This window comes from Flavobacterium tructae (assembly GCF_001853485.1).
Taxonomy (GTDB): domain Bacteria; phylum Bacteroidota; class Bacteroidia; order Flavobacteriales; family Flavobacteriaceae; genus Flavobacterium; species Flavobacterium tructae.
This window is the reverse complement of the sequence record NZ_MIKE01000026.1, coordinates 225,448-249,451: the sequence shown is the minus strand read 5'-3', so window position 1 is coordinate 249,451 and position 24,004 is coordinate 225,448. Positions and strand designations below refer to the sequence as shown.

Annotated in this window: 16 protein-coding genes; 8 read left to right on the top strand and 8 right to left on the bottom strand. The window is 36.6% G+C overall.

All coding sequences use genetic code 11. The features are described 5' to 3' along the window. Nucleotides 1-5 precede the first annotated feature (5 nt). The 5 genes from BHE19_RS18640 to BHE19_RS18620 all read left to right on the top strand — a co-directional run bounded on the left by BHE19_RS18640 (nucleotide 6) and on the right by BHE19_RS18620 (nucleotide 6,670). A complete protein-coding gene (locus tag BHE19_RS18640; protein ID WP_070908334.1) occupies nucleotides 6-1,358 on the top strand; it encodes a lysine N(6)-hydroxylase/L-ornithine N(5)-oxygenase family protein in 1,353 nt (450 codons plus the stop codon). A 263-nt stretch (nucleotides 1,359-1,621) separates the two neighbouring features. Beyond that, complete coding sequence (locus BHE19_RS18635) at nucleotides 1,622-3,454, top strand: IucA/IucC family protein (protein ID WP_070908333.1); 1,833 nt, start codon at nucleotides 1,622-1,624, stop codon at nucleotides 3,452-3,454. Beyond that, on the top strand, nucleotides 3,454-4,860 hold the full coding sequence (locus tag BHE19_RS18630; RefSeq protein WP_070908332.1) for an MATE family efflux transporter: 1,407 nt from the start codon (nucleotides 3,454-3,456) through the stop codon (nucleotides 4,858-4,860). The genes BHE19_RS18635 and BHE19_RS18630 overlap by 1 nt, the downstream gene beginning before the upstream one ends. Before the next feature lie 161 nt (nucleotides 4,861-5,021). Continuing rightward, nucleotides 5,022-5,264, top strand: a complete 243-nt coding sequence (locus tag BHE19_RS18625; protein ID WP_017495693.1) for an acyl carrier protein — start codon at nucleotides 5,022-5,024, stop codon at nucleotides 5,262-5,264. Nucleotides 5,265-5,281: 17 nt separating this feature from the next. Continuing rightward, nucleotides 5,282-6,670: an AMP-binding protein gene (locus BHE19_RS18620; RefSeq protein ID WP_017495692.1), complete on the top strand. Its 1,389-nt coding sequence runs from the start codon at nucleotides 5,282-5,284 to the stop codon at nucleotides 6,668-6,670. Between the two features lie 185 nt (nucleotides 6,671-6,855). Here BHE19_RS18620 and BHE19_RS18615 read toward each other — a convergent pair whose 3' ends face one another. Then, complete coding sequence (locus BHE19_RS18615) at nucleotides 6,856-9,243, bottom strand: TonB-dependent receptor (protein ID WP_070908331.1); 2,388 nt, start codon at nucleotides 9,241-9,243, stop codon at nucleotides 6,856-6,858. 456 nt (nucleotides 9,244-9,699) lie between these two features. Between BHE19_RS18615 and BHE19_RS18610 the strand changes: the two genes are divergently transcribed. The 3 genes from BHE19_RS18610 (at nucleotide 9,700) to BHE19_RS18600 (ending at nucleotide 12,486) form a co-directional block, all read left to right on the top strand. Continuing rightward, nucleotides 9,700-10,806 carry a PepSY-associated TM helix domain-containing protein gene (locus tag BHE19_RS18610; protein WP_070908330.1) on the top strand — a complete coding sequence of 369 codons (1,107 nt, stop codon included), beginning with the start codon at nucleotides 9,700-9,702 and terminating at the stop codon, nucleotides 10,804-10,806. Nucleotides 10,807-11,017: 211 nt separating this feature from the next. Further along, nucleotides 11,018-11,578 (top strand): tetratricopeptide repeat protein, encoded by a 561-nt coding sequence (locus BHE19_RS18605; protein ID WP_070908329.1) that lies wholly within the window; start codon nucleotides 11,018-11,020, stop codon nucleotides 11,576-11,578. 323 nt (nucleotides 11,579-11,901) lie between these two features. Then, nucleotides 11,902-12,486, top strand: coding sequence for a helix-turn-helix domain-containing protein (locus BHE19_RS18600; protein WP_017495688.1), 585 nt, complete (start codon nucleotides 11,902-11,904; stop codon nucleotides 12,484-12,486). A 223-nt stretch (nucleotides 12,487-12,709) separates the two neighbouring features. Here the strand turns inward: BHE19_RS18600 and BHE19_RS18595 are convergent, their stop codons facing one another. The 7 genes from BHE19_RS18595 to BHE19_RS18565 form a co-directional block, all read right to left on the bottom strand. Next, the gene (locus BHE19_RS18595; RefSeq protein WP_070908328.1) at nucleotides 12,710-14,392 is read right to left on the bottom strand and encodes a DUF4983 domain-containing protein; all 1,683 of its coding nucleotides are present in this window, start codon (nucleotides 14,390-14,392) and stop codon (nucleotides 12,710-12,712) included. A gap of 164 nt (nucleotides 14,393-14,556) precedes the next feature. Continuing rightward, nucleotides 14,557-15,237 carry a phosphonatase-like hydrolase gene (locus BHE19_RS18590; RefSeq protein WP_070908327.1) on the bottom strand — a complete coding sequence of 227 codons (681 nt, stop codon included), beginning with the start codon at nucleotides 15,235-15,237 and terminating at the stop codon, nucleotides 14,557-14,559. Nucleotides 15,238-15,394: 157 nt separating this feature from the next. Continuing rightward, nucleotides 15,395-16,552 (bottom strand): TIGR03364 family FAD-dependent oxidoreductase, encoded by a 1,158-nt coding sequence (locus BHE19_RS18585; protein ID WP_070908326.1) that lies wholly within the window; start codon nucleotides 16,550-16,552, stop codon nucleotides 15,395-15,397. A 179-nt stretch (nucleotides 16,553-16,731) separates the two neighbouring features. Further along, a complete protein-coding gene (locus BHE19_RS18580) occupies nucleotides 16,732-18,015 on the bottom strand; it encodes a DUF5690 family protein (protein WP_165607936.1) in 1,284 nt (427 codons plus the stop codon). A 146-nt stretch (nucleotides 18,016-18,161) separates the two neighbouring features. After that, the gene (locus BHE19_RS18575; protein WP_070908324.1) at nucleotides 18,162-21,038 is read right to left on the bottom strand and encodes a TonB-dependent receptor; all 2,877 of its coding nucleotides are present in this window, start codon (nucleotides 21,036-21,038) and stop codon (nucleotides 18,162-18,164) included. Nucleotides 21,039-21,978: 940 nt separating this feature from the next. Then, nucleotides 21,979-22,338, bottom strand: coding sequence for a YegP family protein (locus BHE19_RS18570; RefSeq protein ID WP_017495681.1), 360 nt, complete (start codon nucleotides 22,336-22,338; stop codon nucleotides 21,979-21,981). Nucleotides 22,339-22,397: 59 nt separating this feature from the next. Next, nucleotides 22,398-23,912 (bottom strand): sensor histidine kinase, encoded by a 1,515-nt coding sequence (locus BHE19_RS18565; protein ID WP_070908406.1) that lies wholly within the window; start codon nucleotides 23,910-23,912, stop codon nucleotides 22,398-22,400. Nucleotides 23,913-24,004 lie beyond the last annotated feature (92 nt).

Here is a 24,004-nt window from a genome sequence, read left to right as displayed (position 1 = left end):
CCACAATGAATACAGAAAAAATATATTCGGTAATCGGAATTGGAATTGGTCCTTTCAACCTTGGACTTGCCGCACTTATCGAACCCATTGAAGATTTATCAGCACTGTTTTTTGATCAGGCGGAAGGCTTTGACTGGCACCCGGGTTTAATGTTAAACAATGCCACTTTACAGGTTCCGTTTTTAGCCGATTTGGTTACAATGGCCGATCCTACGAATAAATACAGCTTCTTAAATTACATCAAACAAAGCGGACGTGCTTATAAATTTTACATCCGTGAAAATTTCTTTATCTACAGAAGAGAGTACAATGAATATTGCAAATGGGCGGCTGCTCAGTTAAGCAACCTTAAATTTTCACACAAGGTGATTTCAATTGACCCTGTTGATGATGTGTACAAAGTTACGGTGATCCATACTCAGACGTGTGTTACGACTGTTTATTATACGCATAAAATAGTTTTAGGTACGGGAACTTCGCCTCATGTTCCTGATTTTATTGACACCGAAGCTCTTCCAAATGTGATTCATGCTTCTCAATATTTGTATTTCAAACCTCAGATTCAGAAAAATGCGTCGGTAACAATCATTGGTTCAGGACAAAGTGCTGCCGAGGTATTCCGTGATCTTTTACCGGATACGGAAGACGGATTACAATTGAAATGGTTCACCCGCTCGTCACACTTCTTCCCGCTTGACAATAAATCTAAGCTGACTTTGGAGTTGACTTCTCCGGAATATGTAGATCATTTTCACAGTCTTTCGGCACAAAAAAGAAAACAGCTTTTAGACAGTCAGCATGGGCTATACAAAGGGATTGATCACGAATTGATTAACGAGATTTTCGACAGCTTGTACGAGATGAGCTTAGAAGACACTCCACTAAATGTAGAATTGCGTTCGAACATGCGTCTGACTTCGGTAAAAGAAGATACGGATGGTTCGCATTTACTTGATTTTGTACAGACAGAATTGGAGCAGCCTTTCGAGGATCAAACCGATTATGTGATTCTGGCAACAGGTTACAAATACAAAGAGCCCGCTATTCTTTCAGGAATTCAGGACAAAATTGGCCGACTGGAAAATGGCTTATTCAAAGTACATCGCAATTATACTATTGACAAAAACGGTACAGATATTTTTGTTCAGAATGCTGAATTACATACGCATGGACTTTCGACTCCGGATTTGGGAATGGGTGCTTATCGAAATTCGTACATCATTAACCAAATCGCTAATCGTGAAGTGTATAAGGTTGAAAAACGCATTGCTTTTCAACAATTCGGAGTACAAAGAGCAACTCCTGAATTTTCATCAGCGAATGTTTTGGAATTAGTAAACGAGCAAGTAAACCATTAGATCTAACCCATTTGATGTAATTAAAAAACACTTAACACATAGAACCTATGTTTCTATGTGTTAAAAAATAATAGAACTATCCATGACTACTAACATGATGCTAAAAATAGCCACAGATTAGAAGATTCACACAGATTACTATAATAATTGTGTATCAAATCTGTATGAATCTGCAAAATCAGTGGCAAAAAACATTTTTGCGGCACATTAGTCACAAAAAATAATTACAGTCAACCATTAGATCATACTAAAAATCAACTAAGATGATAACCCCAGAAAATACCTTTAAAGACGCTCAGCACCTCAACGCCGATATTTGGAATCAGGTCAATCGAAACTTACTCGCCAAAAGTATTTCGGAATTGATGCGTGAAGACGTCGCAAACCCACAAATAACTACTAAAGATGAGGATGGTCTTACTCATTTCAGATTAGAAACCGACACAACGAGTATTTACTATACTTTTTCGGCTTATCCGAGATTTCTTAACTATTGGCATATCGTTAAAGACAGCCTTTGTAAAGTGGAGCATGAAGTAAAATTAGAGCATATCGATGTCCCTAATTTCTTTATCGAACTTCAGGAAACTTTTGGTATCAACTCTTTTACCCTGGCCCATTATATCGAAGAGTTACTGCATACCTTATACGCTGATGCTTACATTCAGTCAAACCGTCGTGTGCCTGCCGCGGAACTGGCCGATGCTGATTTTCAAACGATCGAACACAGTCTCGATGGCCACCCGTGGGTAATTGTAAACAAGGGGCGTATTGGTTTTGACTCGGAAGATTATACGAAATACAATCCCGAGTCTGATCAAAGAACACGTTTAATTTGGATTGCTGCTCATAAAAACAGAGCTAATCTGCGTTTACAGACCGATGTGGACGATCAGGATTTTTATGAAAATGAAATTGGAAAAGAAAAACTGGATGCCTTTAGAAGCAAGTTAGCGACATTAAATGTAGATCCGTATGATTATGTTTTTATTCCGGTGCATGTATGGCAATGGCAAAATAAACTCGTGATGCAATTTTCTAATGATATTGCTTCCAAACATCTTATCCCATTAGAATTAACCGAAGACATTTACAGTCCTCAACAAAGCATCCGTACTTTTTTCAACGAAAGTGCACCTCATAAACATTATGTAAAAACATCAATGTCTATTTTAAACACCAGTCATGTCAGAGGTTTGTCTCCTAAACAATTATTGATAGCGCCACGTTTGACTGAGTATCTGAAAAATGTTCTTAAAAAAGACGAGCACTTGCAAAAAATGGGAGTTGTACTTTTAGGCGAAGTCGTTTCGGTTACCTATGCCCACCCTAGTTATAGTAAAATTGATAATCCTCCTTACCAGTACAATGAATATCTGGGTGCTATGTGGCGCGAAAGTCCTATAAATTCCCTTAGAGAAGGAGAGAATTTAATGACAATGGCGGCATTATTATATGTAGACAACACCGGAAAAAGTCTGGTACAAGAACTTATAGAAAAGTCAGGTCTTTCTACAGAACAATGGCTCAAAGCTTATATGACTGCGTATCTTAAGCCTGTGCTTCAGATTTATTACCAGCATTCGTTATCTATCGATCCACATGGACAAAATGTGATTCTGATTTTAAAAGACTATGTGCCAACACGTATTGCCTTGCAGGATTTTGTGGGAGATATTTTAATTAATGAAGAAGCAAAGAAAAAATTGCCACAGGAATTTATTGATAACCTGTTTAATGCCTCTCCAAATCCGGAAAATGCACCGTTAACGATACTTATCGCCATTTTTGATGCCTTCTTTAGATACCTGAGTCACGTTATGATTACAAACGCTAACTATACAGAGAAGGAATTTTGGAATTGTGTTTACGATATTATCACCGAATATCAGGCAGAACATCCTGAGCTTCAGGAAATCTTCGACAAGTATAATATGTTCATACCTGAATTCAAACGTCTTATTTTCAATAGCCGACGTTTGTATAATGGTTATGAAGAAACGGCCGGATTTCCACACATGAAGAAAAGTGGTTTTGTACCGAATCCGTTACATCAGTTAATCCATGAAGAAATAGTAACAGCAAAAGAAAACTAATGAAAGAAGCCCTTTTAAAAACACGCTCCTTCTTTGGTTTATTAAGGCGTTCTCTTGCCGGAAGTGAAAAAAACTTCACTTCGGGCAGCATTAACAAAACCATTCTTTTACTGTCAGTTCCAATGGTGGTTGAGCTTCTGATGGAATCACTATTTGTATGTTCCAATCTGTTCTTTGTTAGCCGATTGGGTACGAATGCTATTTCAATTGCGGGAGCGACCACTACTTTCATCACTTTTTGTTACTCCGTTTCCATTGGTTTGGGGATAGCGGCTTCAGCGATGATTTCCAGAAGAATTGGCGAGAAAAAATTCAAAGCGGCAGGTCAGACCACCATGCAGGTGATTTATGCTACAGTACCCATTGCCGCCCTGATTAGTATTGTCTGCACCATCTGGACTACCGATATTATGAGTGCCATGGGACTTTCGGATGCTATGGTTGAGGAAGGAAGAACTTACGGCATCGTCATGTTTGCTTCCAGCGGATTTTTGATTCTTCGAATCGTCGTAAATGGGATCTTCCGAGGTGTTGGAGACGCCTCGACTGCCATGAGAATACTGTGGCTTTCCAATGCGTTGAACATTATACTGTGTCCGGTATTTATTTATGGCTGGGGGCCTGTTCCGGCATACGGTTTATTGGGAGTTGGACTGGCCACTTTAATTGCAAGAGTAATTGGAGTGCTGTATCAGGCCTGGTATCTGATAAGGGCAAAAACCATGTTAAAAATTGGTCTGGCACAAATGGTCTTTAATCTTGCTATTTTCAAAAGAGTCCTGAAACTGGCTTTTGGCGGTACCGTACAATTCATCATTCCGGCATCAAGCTGGGTGTTCATGATCAAAATCATGTCGCATTTTGGCGAAAGTGCTCTTGCAGGTTACATTCTGGCACAAAGAGTCACTTCTATCGCTACGATGCCGGCCTGGGGTCTTGGAAACGCAGCAGGAATTTTAACCGGACAAAATCTGGGAGCCAAACAGCCCGAACGTGCCGAAAAATCGGTTTGGAGAGCGGGAATGTTAAACATGGGATTTCTGGTTTTAATTGGAATTTCATGGATATTCCTTGCTGTTCCGGTCATAAAAATCTTTACGGATATTCCCGAGGTGATCTCTTTTAGTACCATGTACATTCATCTAATTTCGATAGCCTACATCTTATTAGGTTATACGATGGTGATTTCAAGAGCTCTTAATGCGGCCGGTGAAGTAAAAGTGGTGACCTGGCTTTACATCCTGATGTTCTATGTCATACAGATTCCGCTCGCCTATGCTCTGGGAATTTCTTTTGACCTGGGCTCCAATGGCGTTTTTACAGCCATCCTTGTTTCAGAAATTATATTGGCCGTGGCTTGTATCGTCGTCTTCCGAAAAGGAAAATGGAAACATACAAAGGTTTAATAAAATCAAAATTCAAAAAAATTGTTTCACGCAGATTTTAAAAAGATTGAGCAGATGTACACAGATTATTAAATCAAATCGGAATCTGCCTGAATCCGCAGAATCTGTGTGAAAGAGTAACACAAATAATAAATATCAATTTAATATTAAATAATAGAACAATGAGTACAATAGAACAATTACACGGAGTATTTGCAAGAGCTTTTGAAATTCCAGTTGAATCAGTAAACGACGGATTGGAATATCAGGCTATAGCCGAATGGGATTCGATGAGTCATTTGGTATTAGTAGAAGAACTTGAAAGTACTTATAAAATCTCAATCGAAATGGAAGACATTCTGGAGATGGGAAGTGTAGCAAAAATTAAAGACATTCTTAAAAAATACGGATTTGAAATCAATTAGAATAGACCACTAAACTTATGGAACTATACGATTTAATCAGAAAAAATGAAAAACTGACTTTTACCGACGCCAGTACCGGAGTTTCAAAAACTATTGCAGAAATGGATCAGTCACTGGAAATCGAAAACATCCGTTCAGTTGTTTTTATTTACAATGACAATCAGTTACCGGCTATTGAAACGCTTCTAAATTTTTACCAGAGCAGGTTTACGATTGCTTTGTTGGGAATGGGTTTACTTGAAAATTTTAAGGAAAATCTGGAACAGAAATATACTCCTTATTATATCTACGACCCTACGCGAACTGAAATAGAAGGCTACACGGCTGTAAATGCCTCAGAAACGATAGTATTGTTTAAACGAAACGTAAATTTAATTTACCCGATACATGCCAAAATAAAACTTTTGCTAAGTACTTCCGGGACTACAGGATCGCCTAAATTTGTTAGGCTTTCTGATGAAAACCTGGTGCACAATGCAAAATCGATTATGGAGTATATGCCAATCCGGTCAGATGATGTAGTGCCTTTAAATGTACCTATTAATTTTGTGTATGGCTTGTCGATTTTTACCACCAATTGTATCAAAGCCAGTCAAATTGTTTGTACGGATAAAGATGCTTTTCAAAAAGAATTCTGGGCCGATTTCAAAAACTACGGATACTCTACCTTAGGTGGAGTTCCGTATTTCTATGAGATGTTATACAGTATCGGATTCTTCAAGAAAGATCATCCTTCTTTACGTTACCTGACTCATACGGGCGGAATGCTGAATCACAAACTAATCGAGGCAATTTCAGATTTTAGTGAGAAATTCGGCAAACAATTCTTTGCTCAGTATGGTCAAACGGAAGCCTCCGGTCGTATGGCTTATCTGCCTCCGAAAGATCTGCTACGAAAAGGAACTTCTATTGGTTTACCAGTTAAAAATGGACGTTTTGAGATCGATAACGAAACAGAGGAATTGATTTATATTGGTCCCAATGTCTACGGCGGTTATGCCAATGTGAGAGCGGATCTTCAGTTTTATGAAGAACAGGAAAGACTCCACACCGGAGACAAGGCCAGACAAGACGAAGAAGGTTACTACTATATTGTAGGCCGAATCAAACGAATCGTGAAATTGTTCGGAGTACGTCTCAATCTTGACGAAACTGAATTATTGCTGAAAGATGCATTGGGCGGACAAACGTTTATCTGTATCGGAATAAACGATAAACATCTGGCCGTAATGTACACCGACGAAAATCTGAACAAAGAATTGATTCTGAAAGTGCTAAAAGCCAAACTAAATCTTCACGCCAGTTCTTTAAAAGTGATGCATATAGAAGACGTTCCGCTTACACCAAACGGAAAAGTAAACTATCCTTTGCTTAAGGAGTCACTGGAATTAGAAGGGGCTTTATAGGCTTGCAATCGCAGTATTCAGTCGCAGTTTACAGTCGTATTACCTAGTTTCAGTGTTTACTGATTACTGAGACTGTAAACTGTGACTTTTTTATATCCTTCCAAAACAAAAAAGGCTCCTGACAAAACCGCGTCAGGAACCTTTTAAATAAAAAAACAAAATAATACTATTTGAAAAGCTATCTCTTAGAAGCTATATCCCAGTGCTAAATTAAATCTGGTACCGTTTCCTCTTGTATAATTGGCATTTGTACCGAAAAACTGCGAAGTCGTTGGATAATAATCGGTATTGAATATATTCTCAATTCCAAGCTTAACACGGATGCTATCTGTCACTTTATAAGCAGATGCCAGATTCCATAAATTGAACGAATGAATTGGTCCTTCGCCAATGGCATAAGCTCCTTTTGCATTTGGTTTGAAAACATCACGATCACCAACGTACATCCAGTACAATTCAACATTTAATCTTTTACCGCCATACTTTGCGTAACCTGTAATTTTAACCGGAGGAATTCGGTTTGATTTCAAATAAATATCGTTTGGTCCGTAAAAGTTCCCGTCAGAATCTTTATCCCCTCTTCCCTGTACATTTGCATAGTTACCCCCTACTGTCAATTCCTTAAGAATTTGGTAATCAGCCTGAACTTCATATCCCCAAACTCTTTCCGGCAAACGTTCTGCTACTAAAAACCCGTCTACCTGAATCAAATTGGTTCCTAATTTTGATGTACTCAAATAATAAGAAGCACTTAAATTGAATTTCCCTAACTGACTGCTAAAACCTCCTTCATAGTTGTTGACAATAATTGGTTCTGTCTCTAACTTAGAGATGGCATCCTGTTTTGCATTGGTTAAAACCCTTCCTAAATCAAATACAGAAAAAGCCTGAGAAAAACTCACAAACGGATTGAAGAATTTAAATCTTGAATATCGAATACCTGTATTAAAAACAAAAGCATCATAATTAAGTTCACCACCTTTTACAGCAATACTTCCCGCCCCATTTGCACCGGTAGCAAGAGTATTGTAATCGTCGATATTGATTTTAATATTTTCTGCACGTAAACCTGCTTTTACATTCCAGTCACCAAACAACTGTGTCGATAATTGTGCATATGGTGCTAGATTGACCATATCGATGTTCGGAACCCAAACACGTCCGTCTACCAGTTTTTGATTCGTTTTATCGTTCAGTAAATCAAACCCGTAAGTCACATCACCCGTGAAGTTTGACGAAATTACAAAAGGAGAATTCAAATATACTCTTAACCCTTTTTTGGTAGATGCTGTTTGTGATTGTCCACTTCCGTAGAAAAAAGTAGAGTTAGAAAATGCCGTCAGGAAATCCTGAAAATACAAGTTAGCTGTAAGTGAAGTGCTTCCAAAAATCCCTCTGTTTACATATTGAAGATTAGCGTTGTGATTGTAACGATTTCCTTCGTCTACACCAGGCCTGTTACCCAATACTCCAATTGCCGGGCTTACTCCGTATACTCCATTTTTAAGGATAAAATCCGAATCCTGATTCGAACTGAAGTAATTGTACATAAAGTCAATTCTTTGCTTAGGAGTTAAATCGTAACCTACTTTGGTAAACACATTATACGTTTTAGTTTCTCCTAATCCGTATTCAGGAGAAATAACCTTCCCTCCTCCATCACGAAAAACACCCGTTTTTTCATAAGTTCCGCCTACCATATAGTTAAACTTACTGATTTTTCCGTAAAACTGCTGATTGAATCGGTATCCTAATGTACTGTCACCTTTTATATTTCCGTTAGTTCCTGCCTCACTGTATCCGGCAAATTTCTTCTGAGTTTTACCTGATTTTGTAATGTAATTAATCAAACCTCCGTCAGCACCATTCCCATAAATGGCAGTTGCTCCCTTAATGACTTCGATACGTTCAATTACCGAAGGATCTATAGAACGCAGTTCACGTCCTGCAGATTTCAACGGTGTCGATTGCGGAATCCCATCAATCAAAACTAAGGGATTTCTTCCGCGAAGTGTCTGACCGTAATTCCCTGTATTGTTTGTACCCGATCCCAAACCCGGAACTGCAAATGCCACAGTATTGGCAATATTTGAACTTACAATTGATAAGTCTTCAATATCCTTAGCGTTGATTACGGTTACCGAAGAAGGTGTTTTTGATAAGGTTTCTACTTTTCTGCTCGCTGAAACGATAATTTCATCGAGTTGGTCACCATTGTCTTCAGAAGCTCTGGTTTCTTTACCATTAAATTTCAATTGCAAAGTCACATTGGTCGTTTCATTGTTGGCAACCGTAACTTCCTGTTCAATCGTTTCGTAACCCGATAATGAAGCTTGTAGTGTATAAATATTCTCTGCAATTTTGTTCAGTCTAAAGCTGCCGTCAATATTTGAAATAGTTTTATATTTTGAATTTTTAAGTGTAATAATAACTCCCGAAGCCGATTTTCCGTCAGAGGTTGTGATTTGTCCTTTAATTTTTCCACCATTTTGTTGTGCAAAAGAAGAAAAGACTGAAAATAAGAGGCTGATAATAAATAAAAACTTTGATGTTCTTAAACTAAGATATTTCATTGATTTTAATTTTTTGGTTAGTGATTTTATTCTTATTTAGAATTAATAAAAACAGCGCAAAAATAAAGATTAATAATTGTTTAACAAGTATTATTTCGATTTATTCTATAGAATATTTAATAATTCATGCGCCTTTGTCAGAAAATAAATCAGTTTCTTGATAAAAAAGCAATATTGCAACTGCGGCAGCTTAAAAAATTGTACGAATGTCACAAAACGATTCAAAATCAATCTGTAAGTTTTCTCTTCTCAAAGTTTAAGACTACTCCATTCAAAAGTTAATAAATGAGCATTTTTGAGGTTTTACGGTTCTTTTTTTCATTTAAAAAATAAAGATTTAGTCTAAATAAGTATAAATTTGCGACGCATTTTCTGTGGATTCAAGTTTAATTCCAACAGAAAATGATGCTATTACGGTGTGAACCGGAGTGCCAATAAAACCAAATAAGCTACTAAATGAAGAAAGGAATAAAAAAAACGATCAGACAAATACATTTATGGCTGGGGCTTGGCTCAGGTTTAATCGTTTTCATTGCGGCCTTAACCGGCAGTATTTTAGTTTTTGAAAAAGAAATTGACTCATTCTTACATCCTCAATACTATCAGGTTTCATCTGTAGGAACTACCAAAAAAACGATTGATTATTGTACAGACGTTCTTCAGAAACAATACGGCATCAAAAAAATCACCCGAATTTATACCTTTAATGATCCTTCGCGTACCTTCCAAATTCTGGCAAAGGATGCTGATAAAAAGGCACAGTTTTTTTCTATTGATCCTTATACCGGAAAAGTGCTCGCCACAACACCTCAGGAAAGTCGATTTTTTGTAGTAGTACTTTCACTCCACAGACAATTGCTAATGGGTGATGCCGGTCAGCTTATTATGGGATCTTCCTGTATTATCTTTGTTCTGATGCTAATCACAGGTATGGTGTTATGGTGGCCGAAAAAAATTAAAAATTTAAAACAACGGCTAAAGGTAAAATGGAGCGGTTCCTTCAAAAGAATCAATTGGGATTTTCATTCTACTTTTGGCTTTTACAGCTTTTTAGCTTTACTTATTATTTCGCTAACCGGTCTTTCCTTCGCCTTCGACTGGTTTCAAAATGGTCTTTATTTACTGGCTGATGGAACAACCAGTAAAAAATTGTCTTTAAAAGTAGAGAATCCTACAAAAATAGATCCTAAGCTCAATAATACTGCTTTTTATCAAAGTATTTACAATAAGACCGACAGTATTTTTCCTTATACCGGAAATATCCAAATTAGAATGCCGGTGGATACAATCAATAGCATTACGGTTCTGAAGGAAGATCTCGAAAGAATCATTCCACATCAATCCAGCTCGGCTTATTTTGATAAGTATACGGCGGAAAACATTGAAAACAGACCTTATAAATCCTATTCAAACGGTGACAAACTGAAACGTTTGATGTATCCTATTCATACCGGAAGTGTTTATGGATTAACTACTAAAATAATTGCTTTTTTGGTATGTCTTTTTGCTGCGACATTACCTATTACAGGACTAATAATTTGGCTCGGCAGAAAGAAAAAGTAGCTTTTTGACAAAACAAATCGCCTTATTCAGTTGTTGTATTTCTTTGGAAAAATTTTCTTACCTATCAGGTAATCAGGGTCCTTTTGCTCTGTTTTTCGAAATAAAAATAATCGTAAGTTGTTATATTTCAAAAATTTACTTAAATTTAATCCCCCATTTCTAATAAATCTTTTTAAGACTTGTTTAATCTGTTGGCTAAAATCTCAAGAGCATGAAATGGTTCAACACTTTAGTAATAAAAAAGTTTACGGAAAGACTTTCAAAACCCGTTTCTAATGATGGTTCTCTTCATCTGGAAAAGGGCAGACAGTTTTATTTGTCGAATCGGTTTCAGGATGCCCTGCTGCATTTAAACTGTGCGATCAATTCCGGATTTGATCAGGGGGTATATGCCTTAAGAGGAACTTGTCTTCAAAAACTGGATTACCATTATAATGCTATTGAGGATTTCGACAAAGCCATTGAAACTGATCCTTTAGAGTTTTCTATTTACTACAATCGGGCGGTATCCAAAAGAGCAATCTTAGATTTTACGGGCCACATAGAGGATTTGCACAATGCAATCTATTACTACAAGAAACATTCAACTATCGAAAATCAGGTACTCAGAGCGTTCGAAGCCCATTTACAGGCTGCTAAAATGGACATCGAAGGCCCAATTCAAAACAGACATGAAATTCGCAAAGCTCCATCGTTAGAAATAAAATCGTTAATCAGGGATTCTCTCAACCTCATTAAAAAAGCAAAGGTTAGAAATGTCACTGTAAATTGATTTTTGTCCTATTTTAAAAAGCTTCTTTTTAGTTTTAAAGTTCGTACTAAAAAAGTACACGGATGAAGCGGATTCGTTTCACAAAAACGCGGATGAAAACGGATTTTTAGAAGAATAAAATGCGTAATCATGATAAAATAATCCTATCCCGGATAAAACAAAAAAAATCCGTGCAGATCCGCGTCTTCACCTAGCGAATCTGTATCATCCATGTGCCATGATCCAAACTATAAAAAATGCAAAATTAACGCAAAGGCTTCCCTGCTTTTGCAACTCACACGCTAATTGTATTATATTTACCATACTAAACTGAAGTTTTTATTATGGAAGATTTTTTAATTGGTATTGGAAAGAGATTAAAAGAGATCAGGAAGAAAAATGCATTAACCATACACGAAGTAGCCAACAGAGCCGGAGTTAGCAACGGTTTGATTTCCAGAATTGAAAACGGAAGAACAATTCCTTCCCTACCCGTTCTAATTGAATTGATACAATCCTTAAATACGGATGTGAGTTACTTTTTTGAAGGCGTTGAAAATACCAAGAATGCAAAGTACATTCATATTAAAAAAGAAGATTATCAAAAGATAGAAAAAGAGGACCGTGCTGAAACTACCGGTTTTAACTATTATCATATTTTCAGTAAAAGCATTAACTCTATTGGTTTTGAAGCTGTAATTCTTGACGTGGAACCCAACTGTAAACGCGAAAAAGTAATTACAGATGCCTGGGAGTTCAAATACATCATTAAAGGAAGTGTAACTTATATTATAGATGATGCAGAAGTGGTTGTCAATGAAGGTGATTCACTATGTTTCAACGGAAGGCATCCGCACGTGCCTCAAAACCGAACAACAGAAAACTGTGTAATGCTGGTGCTCTACTTTTATTCTGAGAGTAATAGTTAGATTTAACCGTATTTTAACCGCAAAGAGCGCAAAGTTTTTTTTAAGCTGAGTCTTTTTAAAAACGCAAAGTCCGCAAAGCTTTATAAATAAGACTTCGCGAACCTTGCGTAACATCTTTTGCGCTCTTTGCGGTTAAAATCATCAGCGTTCTTTGCGGTTAAAATCAAAAAGGCTACCTTCAAAAAAGAAGATAACCCTTTAAAAAACAAAAAACACAAATTTTTTAGTTCGCTGTCGGAAGCCATGAACGGCCGTCTAATGACCAGCTTGTATTGATGGGTACACCAAACCATTGTAGCGAAGAATAGGCGATATCTACCATCTTTGGAACTGCTCCTGTTGCGGTACCACATTTTAAGGCAGCTGTACTACTTATCCATGTTGGAGTATTTGGAAAAGCAAGGTTTACCTGCTGAACGCTTGAATCGGTAAAACTATTTCCTGATCCGTTATCTCCTTTCCAATATCCAATAAGATTGGAGTAATCCGGATGTGAAGCAGTAACTGAAGAACAGGTATAATTTAAAATCGAAGCTTCCGATAAGGCTTTGTTCCATACACGTACCTCAGCAATATTTCCGTTTACATTGGCACCATAAGTGAGCGTTCCGTCTTGTCCTATCGCGAAAGGCAGTCCGGAAGTCAGACTTCCAAAACTGGCGCCAATAGCAGCCTGCCCCACAAAAGCACCGTCCTGATACGTTTTAACCAATTTGGCTGTACGGTCTACCACAAGTGTCAAGTGATGCCATTTCCCATCATTGATTGTCCCACCGGAAATATCCACACGACTTTGAGTGTCCCCAATATTTACCTTCCATGTTCCTCCGGTATTGGCACAGATGACAAAGCCACGGTTTTTTCCACTCACCCAGTTTTTATTCGAAACCAGCGAAGGATCACTGCTATATCCTGATGTTTTTACTCGGCATTCCACTGTAAAACTCGAAGTTCCGAAATTGTAAAGTGCATTGGATGTTGAAGCATAAATAGAATTGGAATTAAAATTGACAAACTTACCCGTTATCGTTGTAGTGGGATCCACCGGTTTTTCGATTTTAGTTGAAGTAAAGTTTTTATTGTTGAAAATAGTAAAGATGTTTCGTTCTTCGTAAGAACTTCCGCCATGAGATCCGCTGGAACCTGTAACAATACCTCCGTGATCCGGCGCTACCACAACCAGCCAGTCTTCATTGGCGTAATTAGGTCTGCTCTTTAAAGCCGTTAAAATTTCACCTATGTAACCATCTGTGGTTTCGATTGAAGATTTATATTGTGGCACATTAAGCGAAAATCCGTAACTGTGTCCTGCATGATCCACGTCATCAAAGTGCAAAAACAAGGCATCCGGATTGTCGTTTGTAAGTGCTGCTACCACTTCATTTTTAACAGCCAAATCGGTAGTGAACGTTTTCTCTACATCAATCCCATCCACAATGTAGGTATTGATCGGTGCCCAATGCACGATTGACATAGTTTTTAAAGCCGAATTATACGTTTCAAGTCTTTTCAAAAAACTAGGATACGAGGTAAAATTCGGACTCGAGAATGAATTATCGGTTACGCCATGTTTCAAATGGGTCACACCGGTAAGCATCGTCGACCAGCCGTTTCCACTCCACGTAGGTGCTTCGGTCAATGCATCTAAACTGTAAACCGCATTCGGTAATAAACCATGAACATTAGGAGTATTGGCCCCCATTAGGGCATCCCCGCGACAGCCGTCGATTCCTATAATAAGCAATTTTCTGGTGCCACTGCTTAAAGCAGATTTGCCGGTTTTAGAGTTTGTTTTAGCATTTACTACCTGTTCGTCTTTCACAAGCGCTGAATCATTGGTACAGGAAGTGACTAAAAGCACACTTGCAAGAATTGTAATGTAACTTAATCTAAAAATCTTTTTCATTGGGTTGAATTGTTTTATGGTTACTATTTATTTACTTGTTTGAAACTTTTCCTGCAGGGATATTGTTTTTACTAATTGTTAATTGATAATTGTTAATTGTTAATTGTTACTTCTTTCTTCTTGCTTCTAACTTCTTGCTTCTAACATTATTCACATCAAACACCTCACTTCATAACACTATAAAGCGATGCCAGCGAATTTAATATGTAATCGGGCTGGGCTGCTTCAAGCTGCTGTCTGGTTTGTGCGCCGGATAAAACGCCTATTGTTACGCCGCATTTAGCATTTTTACCTTCTTCAATATCTATCGCAGAATCTCCTGCTTTTAGTACTTTTGAAGCGTCTGTAATCGCAAATAATTGCATGGCTTTGTATATCATATCCGGAAATGGACGTCCCAGCACTACATCATCGGCGGTGATTAAGGCATCGTATTGGTTTCCTTCCTTCCAGTTTAACTTTTCTAATAAGGTATTCGCAACATGACTGCTGTAACCAGTGTTTAGTACCACTTTTACACCGTCCTTTTTTAAATTTTCAAAAACATTTTCAACGCCTTCAATAGGTAAAACGGAAGCTGAAAGATATTCATTGTCCAGTGTTTCTTTAAAATATTCGAATATTACATCTGATTTATTCTCGTCTGTGATGTTATTGTATTCTAAAATATCCCGGATCGCCTGATGTTTTTCTTTTCCTGCTCCTAATGACAATACCGATTCCAAAGAAACCTCGATCCCGAAGTTGTTGATGGATTTATGCAATGTTTTGTAAACTATATTTTGCTCATTAATTGTTGTTCCTGCCATATCAAAAACAACCATTTCAATTTCATTAATTTTCATTTTGTGTATTTATTTTAAAAAATTTATAGTTTTTGGTTGGTGGTTAATGGTTGATGGTCTAAAATCTATTGTTTATTGCTCTAGAAAGCACTATAAATGTAGATTATAAACTATGATTAATAATTTCCCATAACTCATAACTCAAAACTTACAATCCCTATGCATTAAAAATTGTATCAATATTATGTTTGGCAAATCCTGCACTTCCCGTCATGCCCTTTCCTCCTATTCCGGTTATAATGTGAATATTCTGGTCAACGGTGTATTCGAAAATATCTTTGGTCTTGCATTGTGAGTACATTCCAAACCATCTGTTCTGGATTTCATAAGTAGGCAAATCGATTATCTTTTTGGCTTCTTCAATCATAAAATGATCGATATCCATATTCAGATCAAATCCCAAAGAATCAATATCTTTTGCGGGAGCATACTCATGAGAATCTCCTAAAATCACGGAGCCGTCAAGGGCTTGCTTGAACAGGATATGAACGCCATACTTCTTCTCAAAACTATCCGGATTTTCTTTTGCTTTGATGGTCTGATACGATTTACATTCTTCAAACGATTCATATCTTCTGATGGTCAATCCCGTTAAAATAGAGCCGTCTAATCTGTAGTTATTCTGAGGTTTCGTCTGCAGCATCTGTAGTTTAGAAACAATCAGATCGCTGTTGTTGTAAATCTCAGGATATAATATTTTGAAATCACTTCCGTTACAAATAATAATTTTTGAAGCTTTATATACTACACCTGCCGCAGTTCTTGCTATTACTTCATCGTTTAAGTCTTGGGTTTCTACGACAGTAGTGTTCATAAACAAATCAAGTCCAAGATTAGCTGTCATAAACTGGTGCAATTTATGAATCATTGTATCAGGTTCAACGGTAACTTCCTGCGGAAAAAACAATCCTCCTTTACAATAGTCAGCACGTAAACCGTTATATTTATTCAGGCATTGCTCTTTAGTCAGCAAATTAGATTCGTAATCGTTCGAAATATTAATCTGATGGAGTTCTTCAATCAATTGTAATTCTTCTTCATTTGAAGCTAGATAAACAGTTCCGTTCTGACGGATACTAATGTCAAACTGCGATTGAATATCTTTATAAATCTTTAAACTTTCTTTTCCAAAATTCTGCCATTTTAGATCCATTCCGGACGGTACAACCTGTCCAAAATTTCTAACGGTCGCGCCTTCTGGTTTACTATTTTTTTCCAGAATGGCAACCGACATTCCTTTTTTCAGGGCATGGTAAGCGTGAAATGTGCCCAAAACTCCTGACCCGACAATTATTAAATCATACTTCTCTTTCATGTTTGTGTTTGTGTTTTTATTTGTTTTACTGTTTATTTGTTTTTGGTTTATGGTTTGTTGTTTCAGGTTTCAGGTTTCAAGTTTTAAGTTTCAAGTTTCAGGTTTCAGGTTTCAGGTTTCCCACGGCATCTCAAATCTTACATCTCACATCTTGCATCTTGCATCTCATAACTCACATCTCATAACTCATAACTCATAGCCGCATGAATTTTAGCAGTCTTTCTAAACTTCCTTTTAAAATAGTTAAAGGACATGATGGTAGTGATGATCCCAACAAAAGAGAGCAGATAAATGCAGGTGGTAAAAAAGCTTAACAGCGAAATATTCTTGTCGCCAAAATTTTTAAAAAACAATACCAATACACTTCCTAGGTAACCAAAAGCATCGGCGATATAAATTAAAAATCCGGTATTTCCATCTATCTTATAAGTGGCAATCATACGGTCAAAAAACAAACCGTTGAACGGAATGTAGCAAACGTACATTCCAAATCCGGAAATCATCATCCAAAGAAGTGGCGACATTAAGTGCTTTTGAAACAATAAAGTTGTGATCCCTATAAGTACAGAACCCAGGAGCAATACCAAATGATAATTTTTGAAGGCTTTGTAGTTGTTTTTCATACTTCCTAAAAATCCTAAAATGACCAAAACTGATATCGCAATCGGAATTTCGGAGTACATATAAATCGAAATACTCTCTTTGTATCCCAAAGAATCCCATAATTCTCTTGCAAAATTATCTCTGAATTCACGCATTGCCGTTAACATGGCATAAAAAATGATCAGTATGGTCAACGGAAAAGCAAATTGTCGGAATAATGATGCCCGTTCTTTTTTATCTAAAGGTCTGCGTTTGGATTTCATGACTAGATCTTCGTCATCCGGATTTGGGATTTTTTCCAAAAACAATGAAAATACGATTAGCGGAACAATAAAAAGTAATCCCGAAACAAAAGGCATCCAAAACTCATTGCACCCCAAAACCTTCAGAACAAATACTCCGACAGATTTTGCCGCTCCTGAGGAAACGATAAAACTCGAGCATAAAATTACCCCCAGTAATTCAGTTGTCTTTCGGCCTTCGATATAAGAGAAAACGATTCCCCAAATCATTCCCAAAGGCAATCCGTTGATGAATAAAAATAGAATATTGTAAGGTGCCGGTACCAAAGCAAAGCCCAGCAAAGCTAGTTCTGAAATGGCGATAAAACTAATTAAGTATAAAATTCTCCTGGCCGACTTTAATTCGGATATGATTTTGATTCCTAAAAATTTAGAAAAAGTATAGCCTAAAACCTGTGCTAAAATGAGCAGAATTTTATAATCTATTCCCCAAAAAGACAACTGATCGAAAGTAGCGACCGTAAAAGGTTTTCTAAAGGCGTACATACAAAAATAAGTGCCGAATGCCGCTATGGACGTTTTGAGTATGAACCTGAAATTAGACGCTTTTTTAGACATTAGTTCTTAAGTTTTAACGTGATGGGTTTGTGATCAATGTGAAATAGGTACGGTTGTTTTAGAAACCCGTTGATTGCAGCAGATTAAAAAAAAATAAACTGTAAAAATAAAATCTGCGCACATCCAACGGGTTAACTTATAGTTGTTTATAAATTATATTTTAAACCAAGGTTAAACTTCATTCCGTAATATTCTACCTGTTTTGGGCGGTTTGGTGTTTCTCCAAAATGGTACATCAAAGGCTCATTCAATACATTATTTACATCACTGAAAATGGTAAAATGATCTCCAATTTTATAGGAAGCAGAAAAATCAAGCGAGTTGTATTTACCGTAATAAATATCATTCATGTCTGTATTTTTAGCATTGGCATCAAAACTTGTGGCATAAGCCCCTTTGTGGTTGAAGGCAGCTCTCACATTCAGTTTGCCGCTCTCATAAAACAGTTGCAAATTGTATAATTGTTTTGCCTGATAAGGTGTTGATACTTTTCTTCCGTTAGGATTGTTAGCATTTTTTCCTAAAGTCATTTCAGAGTCCATAAGAGTTGCATTGATCTGAGTTCCAAAATATTTCAGGAATCCCGGCAAGAAGCTGAATCTCTTGGTAATTCCAAATTCAACTCCACCAATCCATGCATTTCCTCCATTAGCAGGTGAACTGATTTCTATATCAGGAATTCCGTTAATGGTCCCTTGATAAGTATCGTCAAATATTGGATCTGTAATCGATTTGTAGAATACTCCGGCGTTAATGATTCCCACTTCGTCAAGGAAATACTCTCCTAACAAATCAAAGTTCCAGGAATAGGTAGGGTTCAAATTTGGATTTCCTCCTGCATACTCTCCGTCAATAGTATTTAGTGAACCAGCCGGTGAAATGTCTCCAAAATTAGGTCTTGCAAATGTTCTGGTTGTGGCAAAACGAAGGTTCAAATTCTCAATCGGAGTATACTTTACATGCAACATTGGAAGCACTGACGTATATGTTTTAGTATTCTCAGCATCTACCACCACATTGTTTTCTACTGTTTTACCGGTTACCTGTGTTATGGTATTGGTTACACGCAGACCTCCCAAAACAGTCCATTTATCAGACAGATTATAGGTAGACATCGCATAAACAGAAGAGGTTGTCTCCCCTACATTAAAGTTTCTTCCTAATCCTTTTCCCAGTTCCGGAATCTGCGAATCAGCAGGATTTAAAACCAGGTTTGCTTTTGAGGTATTGAATAATTTTGTCATTCCGTCCGGAGATAAAACCGGACCGAAACTATTTCCAATCAAAGTGCCTGTTTCTTTCCTTAAGTAATCTGTACCTCCCGGTTGAAGAATTAAATCAGAAGCATAGTTGGATAAATAAGGAGTTGGAGAACCCGTCCAGCTGTAGTATTCGTCTCTAAAAGTGGCGATACGATCTTTATCTGTTACTTTCGCTCCGAACTTCATTTTAAGATTCTCATTAAAATTGTGCTCGTAGTTGATTGCAGCAATAATATTATCTCTTTCTACGATATTGATTTTGTAAAGTTCTAAAGTAGAGAACTTCATTTTTGTTGGATCTGTTTTGAAATTTGGATCGGAATAAAAATCAAATATGGACTTTGGATTGCTTGGATCCATAATTCCGCCATCAGCAGCCCAATACGCTCTTGGGCCTCCTGCTCCACCGTTGGCAAGCGGCACTGTTTTTAAATATTCGGGTTTAACACCTACTCCGGTTTGGTTAAACTGAATTAAAAAGTAACTGTTATCTTCTGCATTTGGGATGTTGCCATACTTAAACCTGTTTCGGTAAGAAGCCAGACTCCAGTCTAATTTTCCGTTCGCTAATTGATGTTTCCCTCCCAAATCAAGACCTAAAAATTGTGTCATTAATTGGTTGTGAATATCTTGCTGTTCCACCGTTAACGCATTTGTTGTACCGTTGAATTTATCAAATCGGATACGGTGTTTGTAATGTGTTTCTTCATCTGTAAGTCCGCCATAAGTTACTTTCAGAAAAATTTTATCTCTCGATGAAGGATTAAACTCCATTGCACCATTTAAACCTGTGGTTTTTCTAACTCCAGTGTAATCTCTCAACTCCAATCTGTAAACGCCCTGATCACCTTGTCTTCTCGCCTCGTAATTATCGGTAGCCCAGTTTCTATCCCAATACGTACCATTGATAATGTATCCAAACTTTCCATTTTTACTTTTGTCCCCTATTGTAAGTGATCCACTATAAATCCCTTTATCAGATTTTTGATTGTATCCACTAAAAACACTTGCTTTAATTGTTCTTTTCGTTGGAGCGGTTTGTGTAGTAAAATTGACACTTCCGCCAATCGCATCACCATCCATGTCGGGTGTAAGCGCTTTAGTAGCTTCAACATAGGCGATAAGATCTGAAGGGAAAAAATCAAATGCTGTCGCTCTCGAAGTCGTTTCTTCTTCTGCAGTTGGAATTCTGTTTCCGTTAATTGTAGTCGACGACCAAAATGGCGGTAATCCTCTCACCGATACGAAACGTCCTTCACCCTGATCACGCTCTATTGAAACTCCCGGCATACGCTGTACGGTTTCGGCAGCATTACGATCCGGTAGTTTTCCAATCCCGTCGGCAGCAATTACATTTACAATACTCATTGATTTTTTCTGCATGTTCAATGCTCTCGCTTCACTATTTCTTTGAGCCATTCCGCTCACGACAACTTCATTCAGTTCTTTGGAATTGCTTTGCAGTTGAATGATTCCTAACTTTAACTGTTGATTGTCTTTAATATCAATTTTTATATTCTTTACCTCATATCCTATATAGGAGATCTGTAATTCAAAGCTGCCCGATCCTACATCCTGAATTGTAAAATAACCACTAAAATCAGTTGTTGCTTTTTGATTATTAGACAGTACAATGGTTGCGCCCGGAAGTGGGGACTGCGCATCGGTAATCGTTCCGCTTATTGTTGCCTTTTGGGCGGTCATGTTTTGAGTAAAAAGTGCAACCGAAAAAATTAAAATTGCCTTGTAAATTGTTTTCATGGTTAATTTGTTTACAAATATTAAATTTATACAAGCAAATAAACAATGATTTTTATAAATAGTAAATAATCAAAAATTATCTAATTGTTAAAGAAAAGAAAATTGAGAGGTCCAATTTGTTAAGTATTTGTAAAAAAATAGTTTTATAATCCTTGAAATATTGACAGAATAGTGCTTGATTTACATCTTTAAAGTGAGGAAATTCAAGGAAAGTAGCAGATAAAATACTGCACGGAGCATAAGTTAAGTATTGATTAAGCGTAACTTCCCTGGAAAGTTATTTTTTTTACTATTTGTAAAATATTAATCTTTTTTTTTACCAAAAAACAATAAAAAAAGTAATAAAATAAAACGGACAAGTAACAAAGACGCAAATGTTTTTCAGCTTATAGCAGATCAAGAACAGAAGCTGCGGAAAAAAGGGCTGAAAGCCTGAAAAGCAACAGCATAGTGCAAAGCACTATGTATTAGATCAAGATACAGAATTGCCCTGAAGGGGCAAAAGCAATTTTCATCCCCAACAAATTCAAAAAAAACGCTCGCATTCTTAAAGAATCTTATACAAAATATGTGGATGCCTTCCTTTTCGATCAGGCTTTTGCCCTTTCAGGGCGTAACCTATAATTGCCATTATCATTCATAGTGCTGCACATCATGTTAATGCTAAAACTCTTTCAGAGCAAATCTGACCAGATATCTTCCTGGTTAGATTATCTAAACTTTTTGTTTAATTACCAACTTTACAACTGATTCTTTTTTAGGTTTTTAATTTATAACTTGAGTTTATTAAAAACAAAAAAGACCGCAAAAGCGGTCTTAGGTGTGTAATATACCAATTAAATTATCTAAAAAACGATTCCGTTATTACAATCCGGAAAACGACAAAAGTTCATTGTTTTATAAAATCAAACCGAATGGCAGACGGTTTTATTGAATAACTCTAAAATGCTGCACTCTCAGCCAATACTGTATTAGAGTGATCTTCTACAATAGCGTGTGGTGCATATTTTCTAAATTCCAGTATTCCTTCATCGCGGGAATCTCTGTCTTTAAATATTTTACTTGTTCCGATAATCTTTCCGTTAAAAGCTTTAAGATTAAAATATCTTTCATCTTTTGAATTTGTTTTCCGGAAGAATTTTGTGTTGTCCTGTGAATTAACTTTTACTGATTCAATCCCTTTCATACACATGAATTTTCGGGTATAATCGCCACTGCTTAAAATAATTTCACCATTTTTATTTACAAATTCGAATTGAAATTCTCCATTGGCTTTTTTAATAACGATAAATTTTTCCATTCTAAAAATAATTATTTATGTAATCTGAAATTCTATTTATAATGCTGAACGCAGCACCTTTAATCTTTAAAAAAGACTTTAAAAGTTGTCCCCTCTCCTACCTGACTTTCTACTGTAATGTTTCCATTCATAGATTCGATCTGATTTTTTGTAATGTATAAGCCCAAACCGTTTGCTTTTTCGTGTTTGTGAAATGTTTTATACATTCCAAAAATTAAATCTCCGTGTTTTTTAAGATCAATTCCCAAACCATTGTCTTTTATGGTGAATACTTTTCTTCCATTTTCTATGAAAAAATTAAATTCAACGATCAGTGGTTTTTTAGGATCTGCATATTTTATAGCATTGCTACTTAGATTTTGCAATACACTTTCAAGATATGCCGGATTAAAATGAACCACTGCTTCAGGGGAAACGTTGTTGATTATCGTAACATTATTCTTGTTGTTATAGGCATTAACAATGTTGAGTACCCTGTTTAAATAACTGTTTAAATTCAGCGCCTCGATATTAATTTCGGCATTGTTTTGAACATTTACAATTTGCGACAGATCTTCAATTGTTTTACTAAGATCTCCGGAAACCGCACGCAGGTATTTTAATGTTTCAACTTTTTCATCAAAACCTTCTTCTGAATCGATCAAGTCCAAAAGAACTTTAAAATTACCTGCGTGCGAGTTTAGGTTATGAGAAACGATGTGCGAAAAATTCAACAATCTGTTGTTCTTTTCTTTATACACTTCCATTTCTCTTCTTAACTCAAGCTCTTTCTCTTTTTGAAAAGAAACATTGCTGTAAGTTCCTATTACTTTTAATGGTTTTCCTTCAAGATCACGCTCGGTCACCATTCCTTTACTGAGAATCCATTTGTATTTTTTATTTGAGGTTAATACACGTTGAAAATTTTCGTAAAAAGGAGTTCTGTTATCAAAATGATAGTTAAATGCCTTTTGACAGTCCTCAACATCCTCCGGATGTATCATTTTCTTCCATCCCTCGCAAGTGTAAGAAATATCAGAAGCTTTTAATTCCAATATATTTAAGGCTTGCGGCGAATAATAAATTCGATCACTGGTTAGATCCCAATCCCAAATGCCTTCGTTTGAAGTCATCAGCATAAACCTAAAACGTTCTTCCGTTCTTCTGAGTTTTAACTCCTGCTCCTTTAATTCGGTAATATCTGTTATACGACCATAAAATTCCGTACTTCCGTCTTTATTGACTATTCTTTTTGAGGTCACCTTAAACCAACTTAATCCGTTGAAAGGTAATTCTGCCCTGAACACAACACTCCATTTTCTCCTTTTTTTAATAGCGTCGAATAAAGAATTTTTCACTCTTTTTTTATCATCCTGATGAATTCGATCGTATATAGAAAGTACGGTATTAGTAAACATGGTATTGGATAAAACTTCAAACATTTCATAAGTAGCGTCATTTATAAATGGCATTTCATAATCGTTATCTGCCGAAATCGTAAATACGAAAAGAGCGTCATGAACCTCATCAAATGCTTTAGATTTAAAAACATTCACATTTGCCTTCTTCTTTGTATTATAAAAATCGAATTCCATAGTCTTACTTTTATACATTCCCTTTCTATTAACTGTAGTTTTCTTTAGCACTAAAATTTGCATTAGATTATAAAAGCACTATTTGTTGATCA